20 protein-coding genes and 3 tRNA genes are annotated in these 16,768 nt (G+C 51.3%); 13 read left to right on the plus strand and 10 right to left on the minus strand.

Annotation, left to right across the window (positions count from 1 at the left end; translation table 11 throughout):
- Window positions 1-2 precede the first annotated feature (2 nt).
- From dnaT to OGY09_RS10830, 3 genes are all read right to left on the minus strand, one after another.
- The gene (gene dnaT, locus OGY09_RS10820) at window positions 3-542 is read right to left on the minus strand and encodes a primosomal protein DnaT (protein ID WP_008786116.1); all 540 of its coding nucleotides are present in this window, start codon (window positions 540-542) and stop codon (window positions 3-5) included.
- A gap of 125 nt (window positions 543-667) precedes the next feature.
- Window positions 668-1,141 (minus strand): threonine/serine exporter, encoded by a 474-nt coding sequence (locus tag OGY09_RS10825; RefSeq protein WP_020996241.1) that lies wholly within the window; start codon window positions 1,139-1,141, stop codon window positions 668-670.
- Window positions 1,132-1,908: a threonine/serine exporter family protein gene (locus OGY09_RS10830; RefSeq protein ID WP_032942309.1), complete on the minus strand. Its 777-nt coding sequence runs from the start codon at window positions 1,906-1,908 to the stop codon at window positions 1,132-1,134. Before OGY09_RS10830 ends, OGY09_RS10825 begins: the two co-directional genes overlap by 10 nt.
- Window positions 1,909-2,367: 459 nt before the next feature.
- On the opposite strand from OGY09_RS10830, the gene OGY09_RS10835 reads away from it, so the two are divergent.
- Window positions 2,368-3,093 carry a helix-turn-helix transcriptional regulator gene (locus OGY09_RS10835; RefSeq protein ID WP_275399078.1) on the plus strand — a complete coding sequence of 242 codons (726 nt, stop codon included), beginning with the start codon at window positions 2,368-2,370 and terminating at the stop codon, window positions 3,091-3,093.
- Window positions 3,054-3,731 (plus strand): DNA-binding transcriptional activator BglJ, encoded by a 678-nt coding sequence (bglJ, locus tag OGY09_RS10840; protein WP_008786120.1) that lies wholly within the window; start codon window positions 3,054-3,056, stop codon window positions 3,729-3,731. The genes OGY09_RS10835 and bglJ overlap by 40 nt, the downstream gene beginning before the upstream one ends.
- Window positions 3,732-3,788: 57 nt before the next feature.
- On the opposite strand, the gene OGY09_RS10845 is transcribed toward bglJ, so the two are convergent.
- On the minus strand, window positions 3,789-4,247 hold the full coding sequence (locus OGY09_RS10845) for a YbaK/EbsC family protein (protein WP_003830001.1): 459 nt from the start codon (window positions 4,245-4,247) through the stop codon (window positions 3,789-3,791).
- A gap of 235 nt (window positions 4,248-4,482) precedes the next feature.
- Between OGY09_RS10845 and OGY09_RS10850 the strand changes: the two genes are divergently transcribed.
- Window positions 4,483-4,626, plus strand: a complete 144-nt coding sequence (locus OGY09_RS10850; RefSeq protein ID WP_020996240.1) for a hypothetical protein — start codon at window positions 4,483-4,485, stop codon at window positions 4,624-4,626.
- Window positions 4,616-5,959 (plus strand): PTS cellobiose transporter subunit IIC, encoded by a 1,344-nt coding sequence (locus tag OGY09_RS10855; RefSeq protein WP_003829998.1) that lies wholly within the window; start codon window positions 4,616-4,618, stop codon window positions 5,957-5,959. Before OGY09_RS10850 ends, OGY09_RS10855 begins: the two co-directional genes overlap by 11 nt.
- A 29-nt stretch (window positions 5,960-5,988) precedes the next feature.
- Here OGY09_RS10855 and fhuF read toward each other — a convergent pair whose 3' ends face one another.
- Both fhuF and OGY09_RS10865 read right to left on the minus strand, forming a co-directional pair.
- Entirely contained in the window at window positions 5,989-6,777 is a 789-nt protein-coding gene (gene fhuF, locus OGY09_RS10860; protein WP_032942310.1) for a siderophore-iron reductase FhuF, read from the minus strand.
- Between the two features lie 108 nt (window positions 6,778-6,885).
- Window positions 6,886-7,962 carry a GGDEF domain-containing protein gene (locus OGY09_RS10865; RefSeq protein ID WP_003829994.1) on the minus strand — a complete coding sequence of 359 codons (1,077 nt, stop codon included), beginning with the start codon at window positions 7,960-7,962 and terminating at the stop codon, window positions 6,886-6,888.
- A gap of 255 nt (window positions 7,963-8,217) precedes the next feature.
- On the opposite strand from OGY09_RS10865, the gene OGY09_RS10870 reads away from it, so the two are divergent.
- Entirely contained in the window at window positions 8,218-8,454 is a 237-nt protein-coding gene (locus OGY09_RS10870; RefSeq protein ID WP_003019100.1) for a DUF1435 domain-containing protein, read from the plus strand.
- A gap of 39 nt (window positions 8,455-8,493) precedes the next feature.
- On the opposite strand, the gene OGY09_RS10875 is transcribed toward OGY09_RS10870, so the two are convergent.
- From OGY09_RS10875 to rsmC, 4 genes are all read right to left on the minus strand, one after another.
- A tRNA-Leu gene (locus tag OGY09_RS10875) sits at window positions 8,494-8,579 on the minus strand.
- Window positions 8,580-8,611: 32 nt separating this feature from the next.
- Window positions 8,612-8,697: transfer RNA gene (locus OGY09_RS10880), tRNA-Leu, on the minus strand.
- Window positions 8,698-8,725: 28 nt separating this feature from the next.
- Window positions 8,726-8,812 (minus strand) — tRNA-Leu (locus tag OGY09_RS10885).
- A gap of 222 nt (window positions 8,813-9,034) precedes the next feature.
- Entirely contained in the window at window positions 9,035-10,066 is a 1,032-nt protein-coding gene (gene rsmC, locus OGY09_RS10890) for a 16S rRNA (guanine(1207)-N(2))-methyltransferase RsmC (protein WP_032942311.1), read from the minus strand.
- A 103-nt stretch (window positions 10,067-10,169) separates the two neighbouring features.
- Here rsmC and holD point away from each other — a divergent pair, with 103 nt between their 5' ends.
- The 8 genes from holD to OGY09_RS10930 all read left to right on the plus strand — a co-directional run bounded on the left by holD (window position 10,170) and on the right by OGY09_RS10930 (window position 16,557).
- Entirely contained in the window at window positions 10,170-10,583 is a 414-nt protein-coding gene (gene holD, locus OGY09_RS10895) for a DNA polymerase III subunit psi (protein WP_003829988.1), read from the plus strand.
- Entirely contained in the window at window positions 10,552-10,998 is a 447-nt protein-coding gene (gene rimI / locus OGY09_RS10900; RefSeq protein WP_003829985.1) for a ribosomal protein S18-alanine N-acetyltransferase, read from the plus strand. The genes holD and rimI overlap by 32 nt, the downstream gene beginning before the upstream one ends.
- Before the next feature lie 14 nt (window positions 10,999-11,012).
- The gene (gene yjjG / locus OGY09_RS10905) at window positions 11,013-11,693 is read left to right on the plus strand and encodes a pyrimidine 5'-nucleotidase (protein ID WP_008786125.1); all 681 of its coding nucleotides are present in this window, start codon (window positions 11,013-11,015) and stop codon (window positions 11,691-11,693) included.
- 92 nt (window positions 11,694-11,785) lie between these two features.
- Window positions 11,786-13,375: a peptide chain release factor 3 gene (prfC, locus tag OGY09_RS10910; protein ID WP_003829982.1), complete on the plus strand. Its 1,590-nt coding sequence runs from the start codon at window positions 11,786-11,788 to the stop codon at window positions 13,373-13,375.
- Window positions 13,376-13,683: 308 nt separating this feature from the next.
- Window positions 13,684-14,301, plus strand: coding sequence for a molecular chaperone OsmY (gene osmY / locus OGY09_RS10915; RefSeq protein ID WP_032942312.1), 618 nt, complete (start codon window positions 13,684-13,686; stop codon window positions 14,299-14,301).
- Between the two features lie 127 nt (window positions 14,302-14,428).
- Entirely contained in the window at window positions 14,429-14,590 is a 162-nt protein-coding gene (locus OGY09_RS10920) for a DUF1328 domain-containing protein (protein WP_003019081.1), read from the plus strand.
- 120 nt (window positions 14,591-14,710) lie between these two features.
- On the plus strand, window positions 14,711-15,784 hold the full coding sequence (locus tag OGY09_RS10925) for a patatin-like phospholipase family protein (protein ID WP_032942313.1): 1,074 nt from the start codon (window positions 14,711-14,713) through the stop codon (window positions 15,782-15,784).
- The gene (locus tag OGY09_RS10930) at window positions 15,781-16,557 is read left to right on the plus strand and encodes a metal-dependent hydrolase (RefSeq protein WP_032942314.1); all 777 of its coding nucleotides are present in this window, start codon (window positions 15,781-15,783) and stop codon (window positions 16,555-16,557) included. Before OGY09_RS10925 ends, OGY09_RS10930 begins: the two co-directional genes overlap by 4 nt.
- Window positions 16,558-16,768: the final 211 nt, after the last annotated feature.

Raw genomic sequence — 16,768 nt, forward strand, 5'->3', positions numbered from 1 at the left:
CGTTATCCTCTAAAACCCGGTGGAATGTGGCTGTCAGGTTCACTGACGCTGTTCACATCGCGCTTTGGCATTCCGCCATTGCTGGCCCGTCCAATCTGAATGCTGCGCGCCAGTTTTTGCTGCCACTGAATATGATGAAAGACTTTTCCTTCAGCCTGCCAGTAGGCAACAAATGAGGCCAGCTCTTCAGCAGTAACCGGCTCTCTCAACGCTACGCCCCATAAAGCAGCCTGACGCTGAAAGTCGGCATCAGGCTGCCAGGCAGCGTACATCGCAAATTTCCCCATTGGTACGGCAACGGGAGCGGCTTGCGGCTCTTCATAAAATTGATCATCTAATGTCACATCGCTTCCCGGGCGTGACAGTTTCTCCTCAAGCGCCAACAGCTCAGCCAGTCTCGCAGGCGTCACCGCGTAAAACGCTGGCGCATTGTTAGCGAATACGGCTACGGCGCCACCCGCAGACTTGGCCAGCACGGCGTGGTGATCGTGTAATAAGGCGTCAATGCTAGTGACGTCTGGCGTCAAAATTTTGCAGGGCATAATGTTTCTCAATACTGAACAACAACCGAGAAGGGGACTGCTTTTATAGTAACACAGAGAAGAAGGAGAGCAGCAGATGAGGGGGGAGATTCCCCTCTCTGCATGGTATTAAAGAAAGTGCACCGTCAAACGCGTGGGCGTTTGCGATACAGCCATAATCCTGGCACGGATAGTCCGATGGAGAGCGCGCCGACGATCGATGAGGCTTTCAGGAAATTGGTCAGCAGGGTGATCATCAGCGCTTCGCTGTAGCCAAAATGACCGATTTTTACCGCCGAGATCATGGCGGTGTAGGCGGAGATCCCAGGGAACATCGGGATCACTGCCGCAACGGTAAAGACTTTCGGATGTGCCAGATACCAACGCGACCACTGGATCCCAATGCAGCCGACCAGCAACGATGCCATAAAGGTCGACCATTCGATATTAAACCCTGCGCTCATCATTACCATTCGCGAACCGTGGCCGAGCGCGCCGAGTAACGCACACCAGGGGAGCGCCCGATGAGGGACATTAAATACCATGGCAAAGCCTACCGCCGGGATCGCCGACAGGATCATGTCCTGCATTAACGCCAATATGAAATCGATCACGCCCATCCGCGCAGCCCCCATAAGGTCATCGACATGACCACGCCAATGCAGGTTGCCAATGTCAGCAAACTGGCAATCGCCCAGCGGGCGAGCCCGGTATTAATGTGTCCCTTAAACATATCCGCGACGGAGTTGATCAGCGGAAAGCCCGGAACCAGCAGCAGCACGCTGGCGGCCATGGCGATGGTCGGGGTGTGGCTAAACGTCGGTAGCGTCAGCAGCAGACCAGAAATCGTTGTCGCCACAAACGCGGTGATGCAAAAGTTAATTTGCGGGTGCAAATGCCGGGACGCCAGAATCTGGCGGATATACATTGCCACCATGCTGGCGAAAAAGGTGATCACCGCACCATCCCATCCGCCGTTATTGAGTTTACAAAAGCAGGCGCAGGACAAACCGACCATGAAGGCGACCAGCCATCTTGGATAGCGTAGCGGCTTAATCTGGCTAAAGCGTTTCTCTACCCCTTTAATATCCAGCAGTTTATGTTCCGCCAAAATGACAATGTGCTGCACTTCCGTCACGACGTGCATATTAATGCCGCGATCCTGATTTTTTCGCGTTGATGTCAGGCATTGCCCGTCTTTAATGGTGGTCAGGACGATAGCGTTAGAGGAGATGGCGCTTTCTACGCTATCCATGCCAAGTGCCAGCCCGAGTCGGGTGGATAACTCGTCAACCAGAGCGCTTTCTGCCCCATGCTGAAGTAAAAAAAGTCCGCATTGAATACATAACCGTGTAACCGTTCGCTGTGACGACTGCTCTGTTTGCATGGCTCGCTCTGACTGAAAAGGATCTCTTTGAGTGACGAATGTCTTCTTTTTATCATGAAGCATGAGCCCGCTGGCTCTGGCTAAGATCAATCTTTGTGTCGAAAAAAGACACAGGTGATACGGTTGTGGCATCTTAACGCCCCCGTTCGCTAAGGTACGAGAGGGAGACATGATTGAAATGTAGCGCTATTTTCCCGGATGGCAAATACGTAAGCCATGCTAACGATCTATTGTAGTTATTATAATTGTACAGATAATGTATTTATACGTAATTGTGCAATAATAGCTTAGAATTTGGCGCTATTTGGATGGTGCCGTCAATACTTATTTGAAATAAACACCAAGGATAACAATTCACCCCGCTTATTGTTCGGAGTATTTTCCTGTGAGTTAAGATTATTAATCCACCCGGGAGAATTTAATTAAGTACGATTGCGGACTGGTGAGTGTGGAGGGGATATGTTGCCAGGACGCTGCAAAAACGCAATTATTATTAGTAAATCACCGATTATACAAACTGGGCTTAAAGGTATAATGCAGGGAAAGTTCTCCGATTACGAACTTACCTACTGTCGTTCTGTTGAAGAACTGACGTTATTACAGCTACGGTGTGCTGATTTGGTAATTGCTAATTTAACCGGAGACTGCAATCATCCACGTGCAGTTTGCGAACAATATTATTCTTTATTATCTCAATACCGTGATATTCACTGGGTATTTCTCGTATCTCGTATCTTTTATCCTCTGGCGGTTGAACTACTGATGTGTCCTGTCAGCTCGCTGCTCTCTGACGCCGAGCCGATTGAAAGTTTAGTGAATGTTATTCACGCGGGAAATACACGAGCAGAGAGAATAAGCAAGGCGCTGCTCTCTCCGCCTGCTATGCCTCAATTGTTAGACCATAGCGCACGATCTATCGTTCTCACTCTCTCTGAAAGAAAAGTATTGCGCCTCCTTGGGAAAGGATGGGGGATTAACCAGATTGCGGCGTTGCTGAAAAAAAGCAATAAAACAATCAGTGCCCAAAAGAATAGCGCTATGCGTCGCTTGTCGATAAATAGCAATGCAGAAATGTATGCCTGGATAAATAGTTCTCAAGGATCGCGAGAACTTAATTTACCTTCAGTTTATGGAGAAACCACGGAATGGAAAGCAGAATCATCAAAAGAAACGTTGCACTGGTAGAAAAGTGCACGATGAGCAGCGTGGGTATTAAGAGTTTATTTAATACCATGCCGGATGACCAATATAAACTTCATCTCTTTTCAAACCAGCCCGCTTTTAGCCAGGCAATGTTAAAGATGTCGTTTTCGGCAGTTATTTTTTCCCTCTCTGCAATCAGAACCGATCGAAGAGCAGGGTTGACCTATTTAACGGAGCTGGCGATAAATTATCCGCGGATTCGCCGTGTGGTGATTGCCGATGATGACGCTGAAGCGCGTTTAATTGGTTCCCTGTCCCCCTTGCCGTTAGATGGCGTTGTGAGTAAAGCTTCTTCGTTAACGGTGTTGCAGGACGCGTTATTTACGGCGTTAAGCAGCCCTGGCCGGGGAACCGAAGGCACGAAAAACCATTGGTATATTAATCAAAGCCGTATGCTCAGCCCGACAGAACGAGAAATACTGCGCTTTATGTCGAATGGTTATTCGATGCCACAGATTGCTGTTCAGCTTGAACGGAACATCAAAACCATTCGGGCACACAAATTTAATGTGATGTCCAAACTGGGGGTCAGCTCGGATGCCGGGTTATTGGATGCCGCCGACATCCTGTTGTATCTGCGTGCCGGCGAGCCAGCGCCTTTTATGCAGGCGGTTTCGTGACGGGCAACGTTGACGTGTTTCTTGCCGGGCTTGGCAGCCGGTTTAGCGCGTGGAACATTACTGACACACGTCAACCCAGGTGGCAGAAGTCAGTTCAGCCATCCTTTCAGGCGTGATGCGAACCGCGCTGTGGATGGCACCAGCGGCAGGCAGCACTTCAGCGTAGTGTTTCAGAGAAACATCACAGTACACTGATATCGGTGTTTCTAATCCGAAGGGGCAAACGCCGCCAACGGGGTGCCCCGTCGCGTTCACGACCTCATCACTACTTAACATTCGGGCTTTGGCACCGAACGTACTCTTAAGCTTTTTATTATCCAGTCGGGCATCGCCTTTTGCCACGACCAGGATGATATCGTTCTTCACCTTTAGCGAAAGTGTTTTCGCTATTTGGCCAGGTTCAACGTTATGGGCTTTTGCTGCCAGATCAACGGTTGCTGTGCTCTGGTTTAATTCGATTATCTCGATATCTGGTGCATGTTGCGCCAGGAATTGGCGTACTGATTGCAAACTCATTCTTCTCTCCCTATCGCTTACAGATAGCCCTGCACAGCAGAAAACTGCAGGATGTAATTTGTCATAGGGGCAACCACACTGTAAATATTTTATTGTAACAACATAGCAACATTAGCAGTTTTTCGATCGTCTTCACAATCAAAGAAACCGGTTACAGTAACCGGTTGCAGAATGCTGAAATGACGATTAATACTGAAGTTGTCACTTCCTCTGTATCACATAATAAGAGCCATCTATGAAACTTAACTCGAAAAGCGGTAGCGCTGGTGTTCCTCCCGGCACGGTTGCGAAAAGTGGTAATGGGCTTTACGTGGTGGCGGTGTTGATGCCAGCACGGTTGCAGGGTTTTGCACAACGGGAGAACGGCTATGTCTACTAACCATGCTGTGTTTAACGTGATTTTCCGATTTGTTGAAAATTACGTCAGCCCTGTTGCCGGGCGCATCTCTTCACAACGACATGTAATGGCCATTCGCGACGGTTTTATTTCGGCGATGCCTTTTATGATTGTAGGCTCTTTTCTGCTGGTTTTTGCCTACCCGCCTTTTTCTCCGGATACCACTTGGGGATTTGCTCGCGCGTGGCTGGATCTGGCAAAACAGTTTGAAGGCCAAATCCTCACACCGTTTGATATGACGATGGGGATTATGTCGGTCTACATATGTGCGGCTATTGCTTATAACCTGGGCAAGCACTATGTGAAGTCGCATCAGTTAGATCCGTTTATGTGTGCGATGCTATCAATCATGGCTTTTTTGCTGATTGCCGCGCCAAAAACCAAAGGCACAATGCCAGTTGATAGTCTGGGAGGAACGGGGATTTTCACCGCCATCCTGGTGGCCATTTACTGTGTTGAAATGATGCGCTTCCTGAAGGCGCACAACATCGGCATCCGTTTACCCGATCAGGTGCCGCCGATGATCAAAAACTCTTTCGATCTGCTGATCCCGGTGCTGGTGGTAGTACTGACGCTGTACCCGCTGAGTCTGGTGATACAGTCGCAGTTTGACATGCTGATCCCGCAGGCCATTATGGCCATCTTTAAACCACTGGTGTCGGCTGCAGATTCTCTGCCGGCGATACTTCTGGCGGTATTGATTGGCCATCTATTGTGGTTTGCGGGTATTCACGGCGCGGCAATTGTGTCGGGAATGCTGCAAATGTTCTGGCTAACTAATCTTGGGATGAACCAGTCGGCGCTGGCGCAGGGCGCGCCGTTACCGCATATCTTTATGGAAGCGTTCTGGACGTTCTTTATTGTGGTCGGAGGGTCAGGCGCAACGATGGGGTTGGTGATTTGCTATCTGCGTAGTCGTTCGGCTCATCTACGCTCGATTGGGCGTCTGAGCGTAGTCCCCAGCATTTTTAATATTAACGAACCGGTGATTTTTGGTACGCCGATTGTCATGAACCCGGTGTTTTTTATCCCTTTCCTGCTGGCCCCAATGGTGAATGCGGTACTGGCCTGGGCGGCGATGAAACTGGATTTAATTGGGCGGGTCATTTCAGTGGTTCCCTGGACCGCACCTGCACCGGTTGGCGCGGCATGGGCATTAGGCTGGGATTATCGTGCGGCTATTCTGGTGGTGCTGTTGGCGCTGGTGTCGGCCGTTATCTACTTCCCGTTCTTTAAAGTCTACGAAAAGCAGCTATTGGCGCAGGAAAAAGAAGAGGCGCAGCGTATGGAAGAGGAAAACCAGCAGGTTGCATAACTATCTGGCGAGGGGCTACGGCTCCTCGCTTACTTCAGCGTGCAGTCTCCGCATTGCTGAACGTCAGGCAGGCGATAGCGTTGGCAGCAGGTTCTGCGTACTAACAGCCCCTCACGCGGAACAACGGTTCGCCATAGAGGGTTATCCTGACCGCAGGAGAGTTGTTTCTCAAAAAAGCAGGTCTGGCGCAGCGTGGTCAGCAGTTCCTCACCTAGCAACGGCTTCATTTCCGTTAAATACCAGTGAATTAAATATCCGGTGTTGCTCCATATAAGCTTAGCGTTGATCTCGCCCGTCGCTTCCAGCGCCTGCACAACCGGCGTCAGCGCTGAGAGAATCAGCGTTTCCATGCGTTGTTGAGGAGACAGGGCTGTAGCCTGGTGATCCTGATGGACGTCGATCCAGAAGCAGGCCGCACGGCCTGTTTCGTGAAACTCTACGCGCATATGTTCAGGAGAGACGTCGATAGCCTCTTTTTGCGTCAGTAGGGCCACCATTAACGGAGGCATCATCAGGCCGATATACCATTGCGCCCAAAGAGAAATCAGGGGCTTATTTTCGCGGGGTAGCGTGGGCTGGTTGCGATAGATATGGTCTGAATAAACGGCCAGCAGCGAGCTAAGCGTCGCCGGTTGCGTCCATTCATGCAGCGTCATTGCACCTGGCACAGGCGTTTCGTCAAGACGAATGAAGTCCAGCAGGTGCTCGCGAGTTTTGGCTATCGTTGCGCGTACGGCTGCAGCCAGCGAGGGCATCTCTGAGGGGAGATGGCTACGCCAGATGACATCTTCAACGATCGGTGCGGAACGATAAGCCATGTCGATATAAGGATGTTAATCTTAATGATAATGATTGCTAATCCTATAATTGACATTAAGCGATGGCAAGATCTTTGTCGCCATCCCGAGCGGCAGCGCACAGAAAGCTCAGGTAGAGGGGCAGTTTACCCGCAGCTCATCGCTGACCAGGGTATTGTTACGCCCAAGATTCTTGGCCTCGTAAAGGGCTTTATCCGCTTTGGCGATAGCAGCATCAATATCCTGTTCTACCAGAGGTGCAATGCCGATACTGACGGTTACGTTGGTTGCCACGCTCTCATTAAACATGTGAGGGATTTTAAGGTCGTACACTTTCTGGCGGATACGTTCGGCGGCAGCCTGGGCCTGCTGTGGATCGACCGCGGTCAGCAAAATCATAAACTCTTCACCGCCAAAACGCGCCACCACGTCCCGGGAGCGTACGGAGTCTCGGATGGCGGCAGAAACACGGATCAACGCCTGGTCGCCCATCATATGTCCGTAATGATCGTTATAGGATTTGAAATGGTCGATATCCAGCAGCAGAACGAAGTGCCTCGAATTACTCAGAGCCAACAGCGTATCGAGCCGGTGTTGCAGCCCCCGGCGATTATACAAACCGGTTAGCGGGTCGAGCATGCTGAGCCCGTTCAGGGTTTCCCTTTCCTCCAGCAGTTTGTACATCAGTTGCTGAGCGAATCCATCGTAGCGCTTTTGTATCACATGCTGAATGGCGATACCGGCCATAGGCAGCGCCATAAAATAGAAAATCCGCAAACCATGTTCGCTGCCGTTAAGCCATAAACAAACGGCGACGGAGGGGAGTGAGTGGAGCGTAAACGCGATGATATTATTGGCAAAAGCGATAGAGCCAATAAACAGTACGCTGAGCAGCGCTATTAACAGGAAATAATAATCATTCTGACCTAGAGCATTATATTTCAAGAATATATGTAACGCCCATAACAAGCCAAAAACGATTGAAATAAAAGGGAGATTAATTCTTTTATCCGCGTATTTCCCATGCCATACCAGCAGCAGTGTACTCATCACCAGCATCAGCAACGCCGGTACTGATAAGGCTTTGACCGCAAACAGTGGGAAAAAAAGCGTAAACAGCGCGGAGACTGCGTTGAGCAGCAGAAACAGTCGTAAAGAGAGTTGGTATTTTTTTGTGCGCAGAGTTCGCCAGGATTGTACTGTCATAGGTAAATATTGTTAGTTATCTGCAATGTACGAAGGTGTGTTGGTAAATAAAACAAATAACGAACGGGGTATCATTCGCAGAGGTTTTTATTGTTTTTAGTTGAAGAGCTAACCGGTGAGCAATTTATCACCTTGGATTATTCATGTCATCAATCGTTAAGTAAAACTCATATAATTGATAGTGCTTCACGGCTGACAAATGAGAAATTTTATCATATGATATTGGTTATCATTATCAATGTCATAGGTGAAATCATGTTGCAACGTACGCTGGGCAGTGGATGGGGTGTTCTGCTGCCGGGAATGCTGATTGCCGGGATGGCATATAGCGACCTGTCGGTCTACGTATGGAAGGTGATGATTGTATTAGGATTACTGCTGACTTCGCTCATGCTGTACCACAAACGTTTACGGCACTTTGTTTTGTTACCTTCATGCGCGGCACTGATTGGTGGCATTGTTTTGGTAATGATGAACTGGAATCAGGGATGAACAAAACAGAGAAGGAAATCGAGAGGGAAATAAGATAATTGGTGCGAGGGGGGGGACTCGAACCCCCACATCCTAAGGACACTAACACCTGAAGCTAGCGCGTCTACCAATTCCGCCACCTTCGCACAGTCATCTTATTTTTTTGATATCGCTTCGTTGGTGCGAGGGGGGGGACTCGAACCCCCACATCCTAAGGACACTAACACCTGAAGCTAGCGCGTCTACCAATTCCGCCACCTTCGCCCAGTGCGAGCAATATCAACGTGGATTATGGTGCGAGGGGGGGGACTTGAACCCCCACGTCCGAAAGGACACTAACACCTGAAGCTAGCGCGTCTACCAATTCCGCCACCTTCGCATACCATCGACACTCAAAAAGTATCGTTACCACGGGGGCGAATTCTAGAGATTTTATGCAGGGCGTCAACAGTTAATTTTCGAACTTAACGTGATTGCCGAAAAAAAAGGCGTTTCTTCGGTTTTTGGCGTTTTATGTAGGCCGGATAAGCGATAGCGCTATCCGGCGTTGCTCGGTGTCACGCCGGATGGCGGCGTAAACGCCTTATCTGGCCTGGAGCAGTTAGGCTTTTTTCGCCTGGCGCGTCATCACGGTGCGATAGACCTTGAAACGTCCGGTCTGCGCGATAACTTCATGGAAGCCAAACACTTCATTCAGAACCTTCGGATAAGGCAGGAAGGCGTTTGCCACGATACGCAGTTCACCACCGCTGTTGAGATGACGCACTGCGCCACGAATCAGCGTTTGTGCGGCATCAAGGCTGGTCTGCATTCCGTCGTGGAACGGCGGGTTGGATATGATCATATCAAATCGACCCGTCACGTCAGAAAAGACGTTACTGGCGATGACGTCACCTTCAATGCCGTTAGCTGCAAGCGTTGCGCGGCTGGCTTCAACGGCGGCTGCGCTAACATCGCACAGGGTTAAGCGCACTTTCGGCGAGTGGCTGGCTAAGGCGACGGAGAGAACGCCTGCGCCACAGCCGACATCCAGCACTTTGCCTTTGGTGTGCGGCGTCAGCGTGGAGAGCAGCAGTTGGCTGCCAACATCCAGGCCGTCACGGCTGAAGACGCCCGGCAGCGTTTTGATGGTCAGATTTTCTGTCTGGTATTCATCCCAGTATTTTTCTGCATCAAAGACCGGCTGTTTTTCCAGACGACCGTGGTACAGGCCACAGCGACGTGCGCTGTCGACTTTGTTTAACGGTGCGTATTCGGCCAGCATCTGCTCTGCGCTACGTACGCCGCTGCGATTCTCACCGACAACAAAAATATCGGTGCCCACCGGTAACAGCGACAGAATGTTCATCAACTGGAACTGGGCTTCCGGCTTATTCTTCGGCCAGTAGTAGATCAGCGTATCGCTATCGGCAACGTCATCGGCCTGCGCGACGAGGCTGAAGCGGACGTTGTCGCCCATCTGGCGGTTAAGCACCTGCCAGTGGTGAAGTTGCTGGGTGTGCGCACGGCTGGCAGCGCTTTCAAAATGGGCAGGCAGGTCATCCTGCAAATCACCGGCAAACAGAATACGGCTTTGTTCGAAATCATCACTGTGGCGCAGCAAGACTTCACTTGCCGGGGTAAAAGCAGACATGGAATGCTCCTTAAATTGTACAGCGGGGGATTATAGTTGTTTGATGGCACGGATTCGACAAATTTGCTATATTTGCGCCCCTGATAGACAGGAGTGTTTCGCTATGACATCCCGACGAGACTGGCAGTTACAGCAACTGGGCATTACGCAGTGGTCGTTGCGTCGTCCTGGCGCACTGCAGGGCGAGATCGCGATTTCCATTCCTGCGCATGTCCGTTTGGTGATGGTTGCTGCACAGTTACCCGCGCTAACCGAACCGTTGATCAGCGATATTTTACGCGCATTAACCGTTAGCCCGGATCAGGTTTTACAACTGACGCCTGACCGTGTCGCCATGCTGCCGCAAGGCAGTCGCTGTAATAGCTGGCGGCTGGGAACCGAAGAGCCGCTGCTGCTGGAGGGCGCTCAGGTCGAGAGTCCTGCGTTTAATGAATTACGGGAAAACCCAGCGGCACGCGCCGCGTTATGGCAACAAATCTGCGCATATGAACACGATTTCTTCCCTCGAGCCGACTGATTTACCCGCAGCATTTCAGATTGAAAAACGCGCCCACGCTTTTCCGTGGAGTGAAAAAACATTTGCCAGCAACCAGGGCGATCGCTACCTCAATTTTCAGTTGAGGGTTGACGACGTGATGGCCGCCTTTGCAATTACGCAGGTCGTACTGGATGAAGCGACGTTGTTCAATATCGCCGTCGATCCTGACTTTCAGCGCCGGGGCCTGGGACGTGAGCTGCTGGAGCATCTGATCGATGAGCTGGAAAAGCGTGGCATTTTGACCCTGTGGCTTGAAGTGCGCGCCTCGAATGCGGCCGCTATCGCGCTGTACGAAAGCTTAGGCTTTAACGAGGCGACGATCCGTCGCAACTACTATCCAACGGCCGATGGTCACGAAGACGCCATCATCATGGCGTTGCCAATCAGCATGTAAGATAAGGTATAATGATGAAGAAGTGGGACTGGATTTTCTTTGATGCCGACGAAACGCTGTTTACGTTTGACTCGTTTACCGGCTTACAGCGGATGTTTCTCGACTATAGCATTACCTTTACCGCTGAAGATTTTCAGGACTACCAGGCCGTGAATAAACCGCTGTGGGTGGATTACCAAAACGGCGCGATTACCTCATTACAACTGCAGCATGCTCGTTTTCAGAGCTGGGCCGAACGCCTGAAGGTTGAACCGGGCCAGCTTAATGACGCATTCATCAATGCGATGGCGGAGATCTGCTCACCGTTGCCGGGGGCAGTTTCTCTGCTCAATGCGATTCGTGATAAAACGAAAATCGGTATCATTACTAACGGTTTTACCGCGTTGCAGCAAATCCGACTTGAGCGGACGGGGCTGCGCGACTATTTCGACCTGCTGGTGATTTCTGAGCAGGTTGGGGTGGCAAAACCCGACCCCCGTATTTTTGACCATGCGCTGGAGCAGGCGGGTAATCCGGACCGTTCTCGCGTGCTGATGGTGGGTGACACCGCAGAGTCCGATATTCTTGGCGGCATTAACGCCGGGCTATCCACCTGCTGGCTAAATACGCACCACCGCGAGCAGCCAGCGGGCATTCAGCCGACCTGGACCGTAGCGTCATTAAGCGAACTGGAGCAGCTCCTGTGTAAACACTGATTGCCTCCCCCCCGTTGATGGGTAAAATAGCCGCAATTTTTCGTATTCAACTTGCCCGGCCCGTTGCCGTGCTTACCTAAGAAGATTTGACTATGACGTTGTCTCCTTATTTGCAAGAGGTGGCCAAACGCCGCACTTTTGCCATTATTTCTCACCCGGATGCCGGTAAAACGACAATTACTGAAAAGGTACTGTTATTCGGACAGGCCATTCAGACCGCCGGTACGGTAAAAGGCCGTGGCTCCAGCCAGCATGCAAAATCTGACTGGATGGAAATGGAAAAGCAGCGTGGTATCTCCATTACCACCTCTGTGATGCAGTTTCCGTATCATGACTGCCTGGTGAACCTGCTGGACACCCCGGGGCACGAAGACTTCTCCGAAGATACCTATCGTACTCTGACGGCGGTGGACTGCTGCCTGATGGTTATCGATGCTGCAAAAGGCGTCGAAGATCGTACCCGTAAGCTGATGGAAGTTACCCGTCTGCGCGATACGCCGATCCTGACCTTTATGAACAAACTCGACCGTGACATCCGCGATCCGATGGAGCTGCTGGATGAAGTCGAGAACGAACTGAAAATCGGCTGTGCGCCAATCACCTGGCCGATTGGCTGCGGTAAGTTGTTCAAAGGTGTCTATCACCTTTATAAAGATGAAACTTACCTGTATCAGACCGGTAAAGGCCACACCATTCAGGAAGTGCGTGTTGTTAAAGGTCTGAACAACCCGGAACTTGATGCTGCCGTGGGTGAAGACCTGGCGCAGCAGTTGCGTGACGAGCTGGAGCTGGTGCAGGGCGCGTCCAACGAGTTCGACCATGAGCTGTTCCTCGCGGGCGAAATCACCCCGGTCTTCTTCGGTACCGCGCTGGGTAACTTCGGCGTTGACCATATGCTGGACGGCCTAGTGGAGTGGGCGCCTGCGCCGATGCCGCGTAAAACCGACACCCGCGTCGTCGAAGCCTCAGAAGAGAAGTTCACCGGTTTCGTGTTTAAAATTCAGGCCAACATGGACCCGAAACACCGTGACCGCGTGGCGTTCATGCGTGTGGTATCCGGCAAGTATGAGAAAGGCATGAAAATGCGCCAGGTGCGCATTGGTAAAGACGTGGTGATCTCCGACGCACTCACCTTTATGGCCGGTGACCGTTCTCATGTGGAAGAAGCGTATCCGGGCGATATTCTCGGTCTGCATAACCACGGCACTATCCAGATCGGCGATACCTTTACCCAGGGCGAAATGATGAAGTTCACCGGTATTCCGAACTTCGCACCGGAGCTGTTCCGTCGTATTCGTCTGAAGGATCCATTGAAGCAGAAACAGCTGCTGAAAGGGCTGGTTCAGTTGTCAGAAGAGGGCGCAGTGCAGGTATTCCGTCCGATCGCCAATAACGATTTGATCGTGGGCGCTGTCGGTGTGCTGCAGTTTGACGTGGTGGTCTCACGTCTGAAGAGCGAGTACAACGTTGAAGCGATTTATGAATCCGTCAACGTGGCGACTGCGCGCTGGGTAGAATGTTCTGACGTGAAGAAATTCGAAGAATTTAAGCGTAAGAACGAAATTCAGCTAGCGCTGGATGGCGGCGATAACCTCACCTATATCGCACCAACCATGGTTAACCTGAATCTCACCCAGGAACGTTACCCGGACGTTCAGTTCCGTAAAACACGCGAACACTAATCGACCTTCCAGGGCACGGTATCCGCCGTGTCCTGCAACTTTTCCTGTCTTTTAAATCCCTTGCGGAATGTTCTTAAAACCTCGCGTTTTTCTTTTGTTTGCCTGTTTTTTAATCAATTCTGACTGCGATCACGAAATCGTGAACTATATTTAACAATGTGATGACATAAATATCGGCGTTAAATGCTTTTTAGGCTGCCTGTTGCAGCGTCTATTGCTGATATTTATTCCACTTACAAGATTAGTTGCTGGCTCAAGCCGTTTAACGGCAGAGCATAGCGTTTGGCAAAACATACAGGAATACATCGATGACAATGACAGGACTTAAGATTTCTAAAACGCTGCTGGCCGTGATGCTGACCTCCGCTGTTGCAACGGGTTCTGCTTATGCAGAAAACGCCACGATGGATAAAGCGCAATCCGGCGTCGAAAGTGCGGGGCAGAAAGTCGATAGCTCTATGAACAAAGTCGGTAATTTCATGGATGACAGCACCATCACCGCGAAAGTAAAAGCCGCGCTGGTGGACCACGAAAGCATTAAGAGCACCGATATTTCCGTCAAAACAGATCAAAAGGTGGTGACACTAAGCGGGTTTGTTGAAAGCCAGGCACAGGCCGAAGAAGCGGTGAAAGTGGCGAAAGGCGTTGAGGGCGTGACCTCCGTTAGCGACAAACTGCATGTGCGTGATAGTAAAGACACCTCCGTTAAAGGCTATGCGGGCGATACGGCAATCACCAGTGAGGTAAAAGCCAAGCTGCTGGCCGATGATATCGTCCCTTCCCGCAAGGTGAAAGTTGAGACCACCGAGGGCGTAGTGCAACTTTCAGGCACCGTCGATTCACAGGCTCAAAGCGATCGTGCTGAGAGCATCGCCAAAGCGATTGATGGCGTGAAAAGCGTCAAAAACGATCTCAAAACTCAGTAATTAGACTTAATTCGTCCTCCTGACGTTTGTCGGGAGGCGTGTTGTGCACCACACTGAAAATATCGCCGATGGGCAGCCTGAGCGCTCATATCAAGCGGTGAAATTAACTATGGTAAAGGAGAAGCATATGTTTCGATGGGGCATCATATTTCTGGTTATCGCGTTAATTGCCGCCGCACTCGGTTTTGGTGGACTGGCGGGTACTGCAGCCGGCGCAGCGAAAATTGTGTTTGTGGTGGGGATCATTCTGTTTTTGGTCAGCCTGTTTACCGGGCGTAAACGACCCTAGCCCATAGCCGTAAAGAAAAATTGCTACTAAGCCAGTCCATTGGACTGGCTTTTACGGTTTTAGCGTCAGGCAATTTGCGTTACTTTGTTGCTCTATTACAAAAACAACAGGAAGGCAGAGGTGGGGCAGAGAATACCCGTCACGCTCGGTAATATTGCGCCGTTATCGTTACGTCCGTTTCAACCAGGCAATATGGCGCTGGTGTGCGAGGGTGGGGGACAAAGAGGTATCTTTACCGCTGGCGTACTGGATGAATTCATGCGCGCGCAGTTTAATCCTTTTGAGCTCTTCTACGGGACGTCCGCTGGCGCGCAAAACCTTTCAGCCTATCTCTGTAACCAGCCCGGTTACGGCCGCAAAGTTATTATGCGATACACTACCCGACGCGAATTTTTTGACCCGGTGCGCTTTGTGCGCGGGGGAAACTTAATCGATCTCGACTGGCTGGTGGATTCGACTGCGTCCCAGATGCCGCTGGCAATGGATAACGCCGAGCGTCTGTTTGCCGCAGGGAAAGCGTTTTATATGTGCGCCTGTCGGGGCGATGATTACACGCCCGGCTATTTTTCGCCGAACCGGCAAAACTGGCTCGACCTCATTCGAGCCTCCAGCGCGATTCCTGGGTTCTACCGCACAGGGGTTGTATTGGACGGTGTGAACTATCTGGATGGAGGAGTTAGTGATGCCATACCTGTGCAGGAGGCAGCGAAGCAGGGGGCAAAAACGTTGGTAGTGATTCGCACTGTGCCTTCGCAAATGTACTACACCCCGCAGTGGTTCAAACGTATGGAGCGCTGGTTGGGTGAAAGTAGCCTGCAACCGTTTCTGAATCTGGTGCAGCATCATGAGACCAGCTATCGTGCTATCCAGAGCTTTATTGAGAAGCCGCCGGGCAAGCTGCGTATTTTTGAGATCTATCCGCCAAAACCACTCCATAGCATGGCGTTGGGCAGCCGTATTCCGGCACTGCGGGAAGATTACAAAACCGGACGCCTGTGCGGTCGTTACTTTCTGGCGACAGTTGGCAAACTGTTGGCGAAAAATGCGCCGCTGCCTCGTCAGACGCCGAAGATTGTAGTGCCGGGACCGGTGGTAGTTCCTCCCGCGCCGGTGGCCAACGATGCCCATGTGCCAGTGGTGACCAATGCGCCTCAGGCGAACGACACGACGTTTGATAATGAGGATTTGGCGTGAGTTATCGTTTTATCGATACGCATTGTCACTTTGATTTCCCGCCGTTTACCGGAGATGAATCTGCCAGCATTCAGCGCGCGGTGGAGGTTGGTGTACAGAGCATTATCGTTCCGGCCACCCAGGCGGCGAATTTTCCCCGCGTACTGGCGTTAGCGGAAAATTATCCTCCATTGTTTGCCGCGCTTGGTCTGCATCCCATTGTTATCGAACAACATAGCGATGACAGCCTGGACCAGTTGCGACAGGAGCTGGATAAGCGCCCACAAAAGCTGGTGGCGCTAGGCGAGATTGGATTGGATCTGTATCGGGACGATCCGCAATTCGATAAGCAAGAGCGGGTGCTGGAAGCGCAGCTAAAGCTGGCGAAGCGGTATGAATTGCCGGTGATCCTGCATTCGCGGCGTACCCATGACAAGCTGGCGATGCACCTGAAACGTCATACTTTGCCACGAACTGGCGTGGTGCATGGTTTTTCCGGGAGCGTGCAGCAGGCAGAGCGCTTTGTGCAACTGGGATACAAAATTGGCGTGGGAGGCACTATTACCTATCCGCGCGCCAGTAAAACCCGCGAGGTAATAGCGCAACTGCCGCTGGAATCGCTGTTGCTGGAAACCGACGCGCCGGATATGCCGCTCAACGGCTTTCAGGGGCAGCCCAATCGCCCGGAGCAGGTAGTCAGAGTCTTTGACGTCTTATGCGAACTGCGCCCGGAACCTGCGGACGTGATCGCTGACGCGCTGTATCGTAATGCCACGGCGTTGTTTAACATGTGATTGGATGGCGTACCCAGCCAACAAAAGTGTCCGCTTCGTAGGCCTGATAAGCGAAGCGCATCAGGCATATCTTTGCCGGATGGCGGCTGCGTCTTATCCGGCCTACAAAAGTGTGTGCTTCGTAGGCCTGATAAGCAAAGCGCATCAGGCATATTTTTGCCGGATGGCGGCTGCGCCTTATCCGGCCTACAAAAGTATGCGCTCCGTAGGC

It is taken from the genome of Citrobacter sp. Cpo071 (assembly GCF_030332765.1).
GTDB lineage: Bacteria > Pseudomonadota > Gammaproteobacteria > Enterobacterales > Enterobacteriaceae > Citrobacter > Citrobacter portucalensis.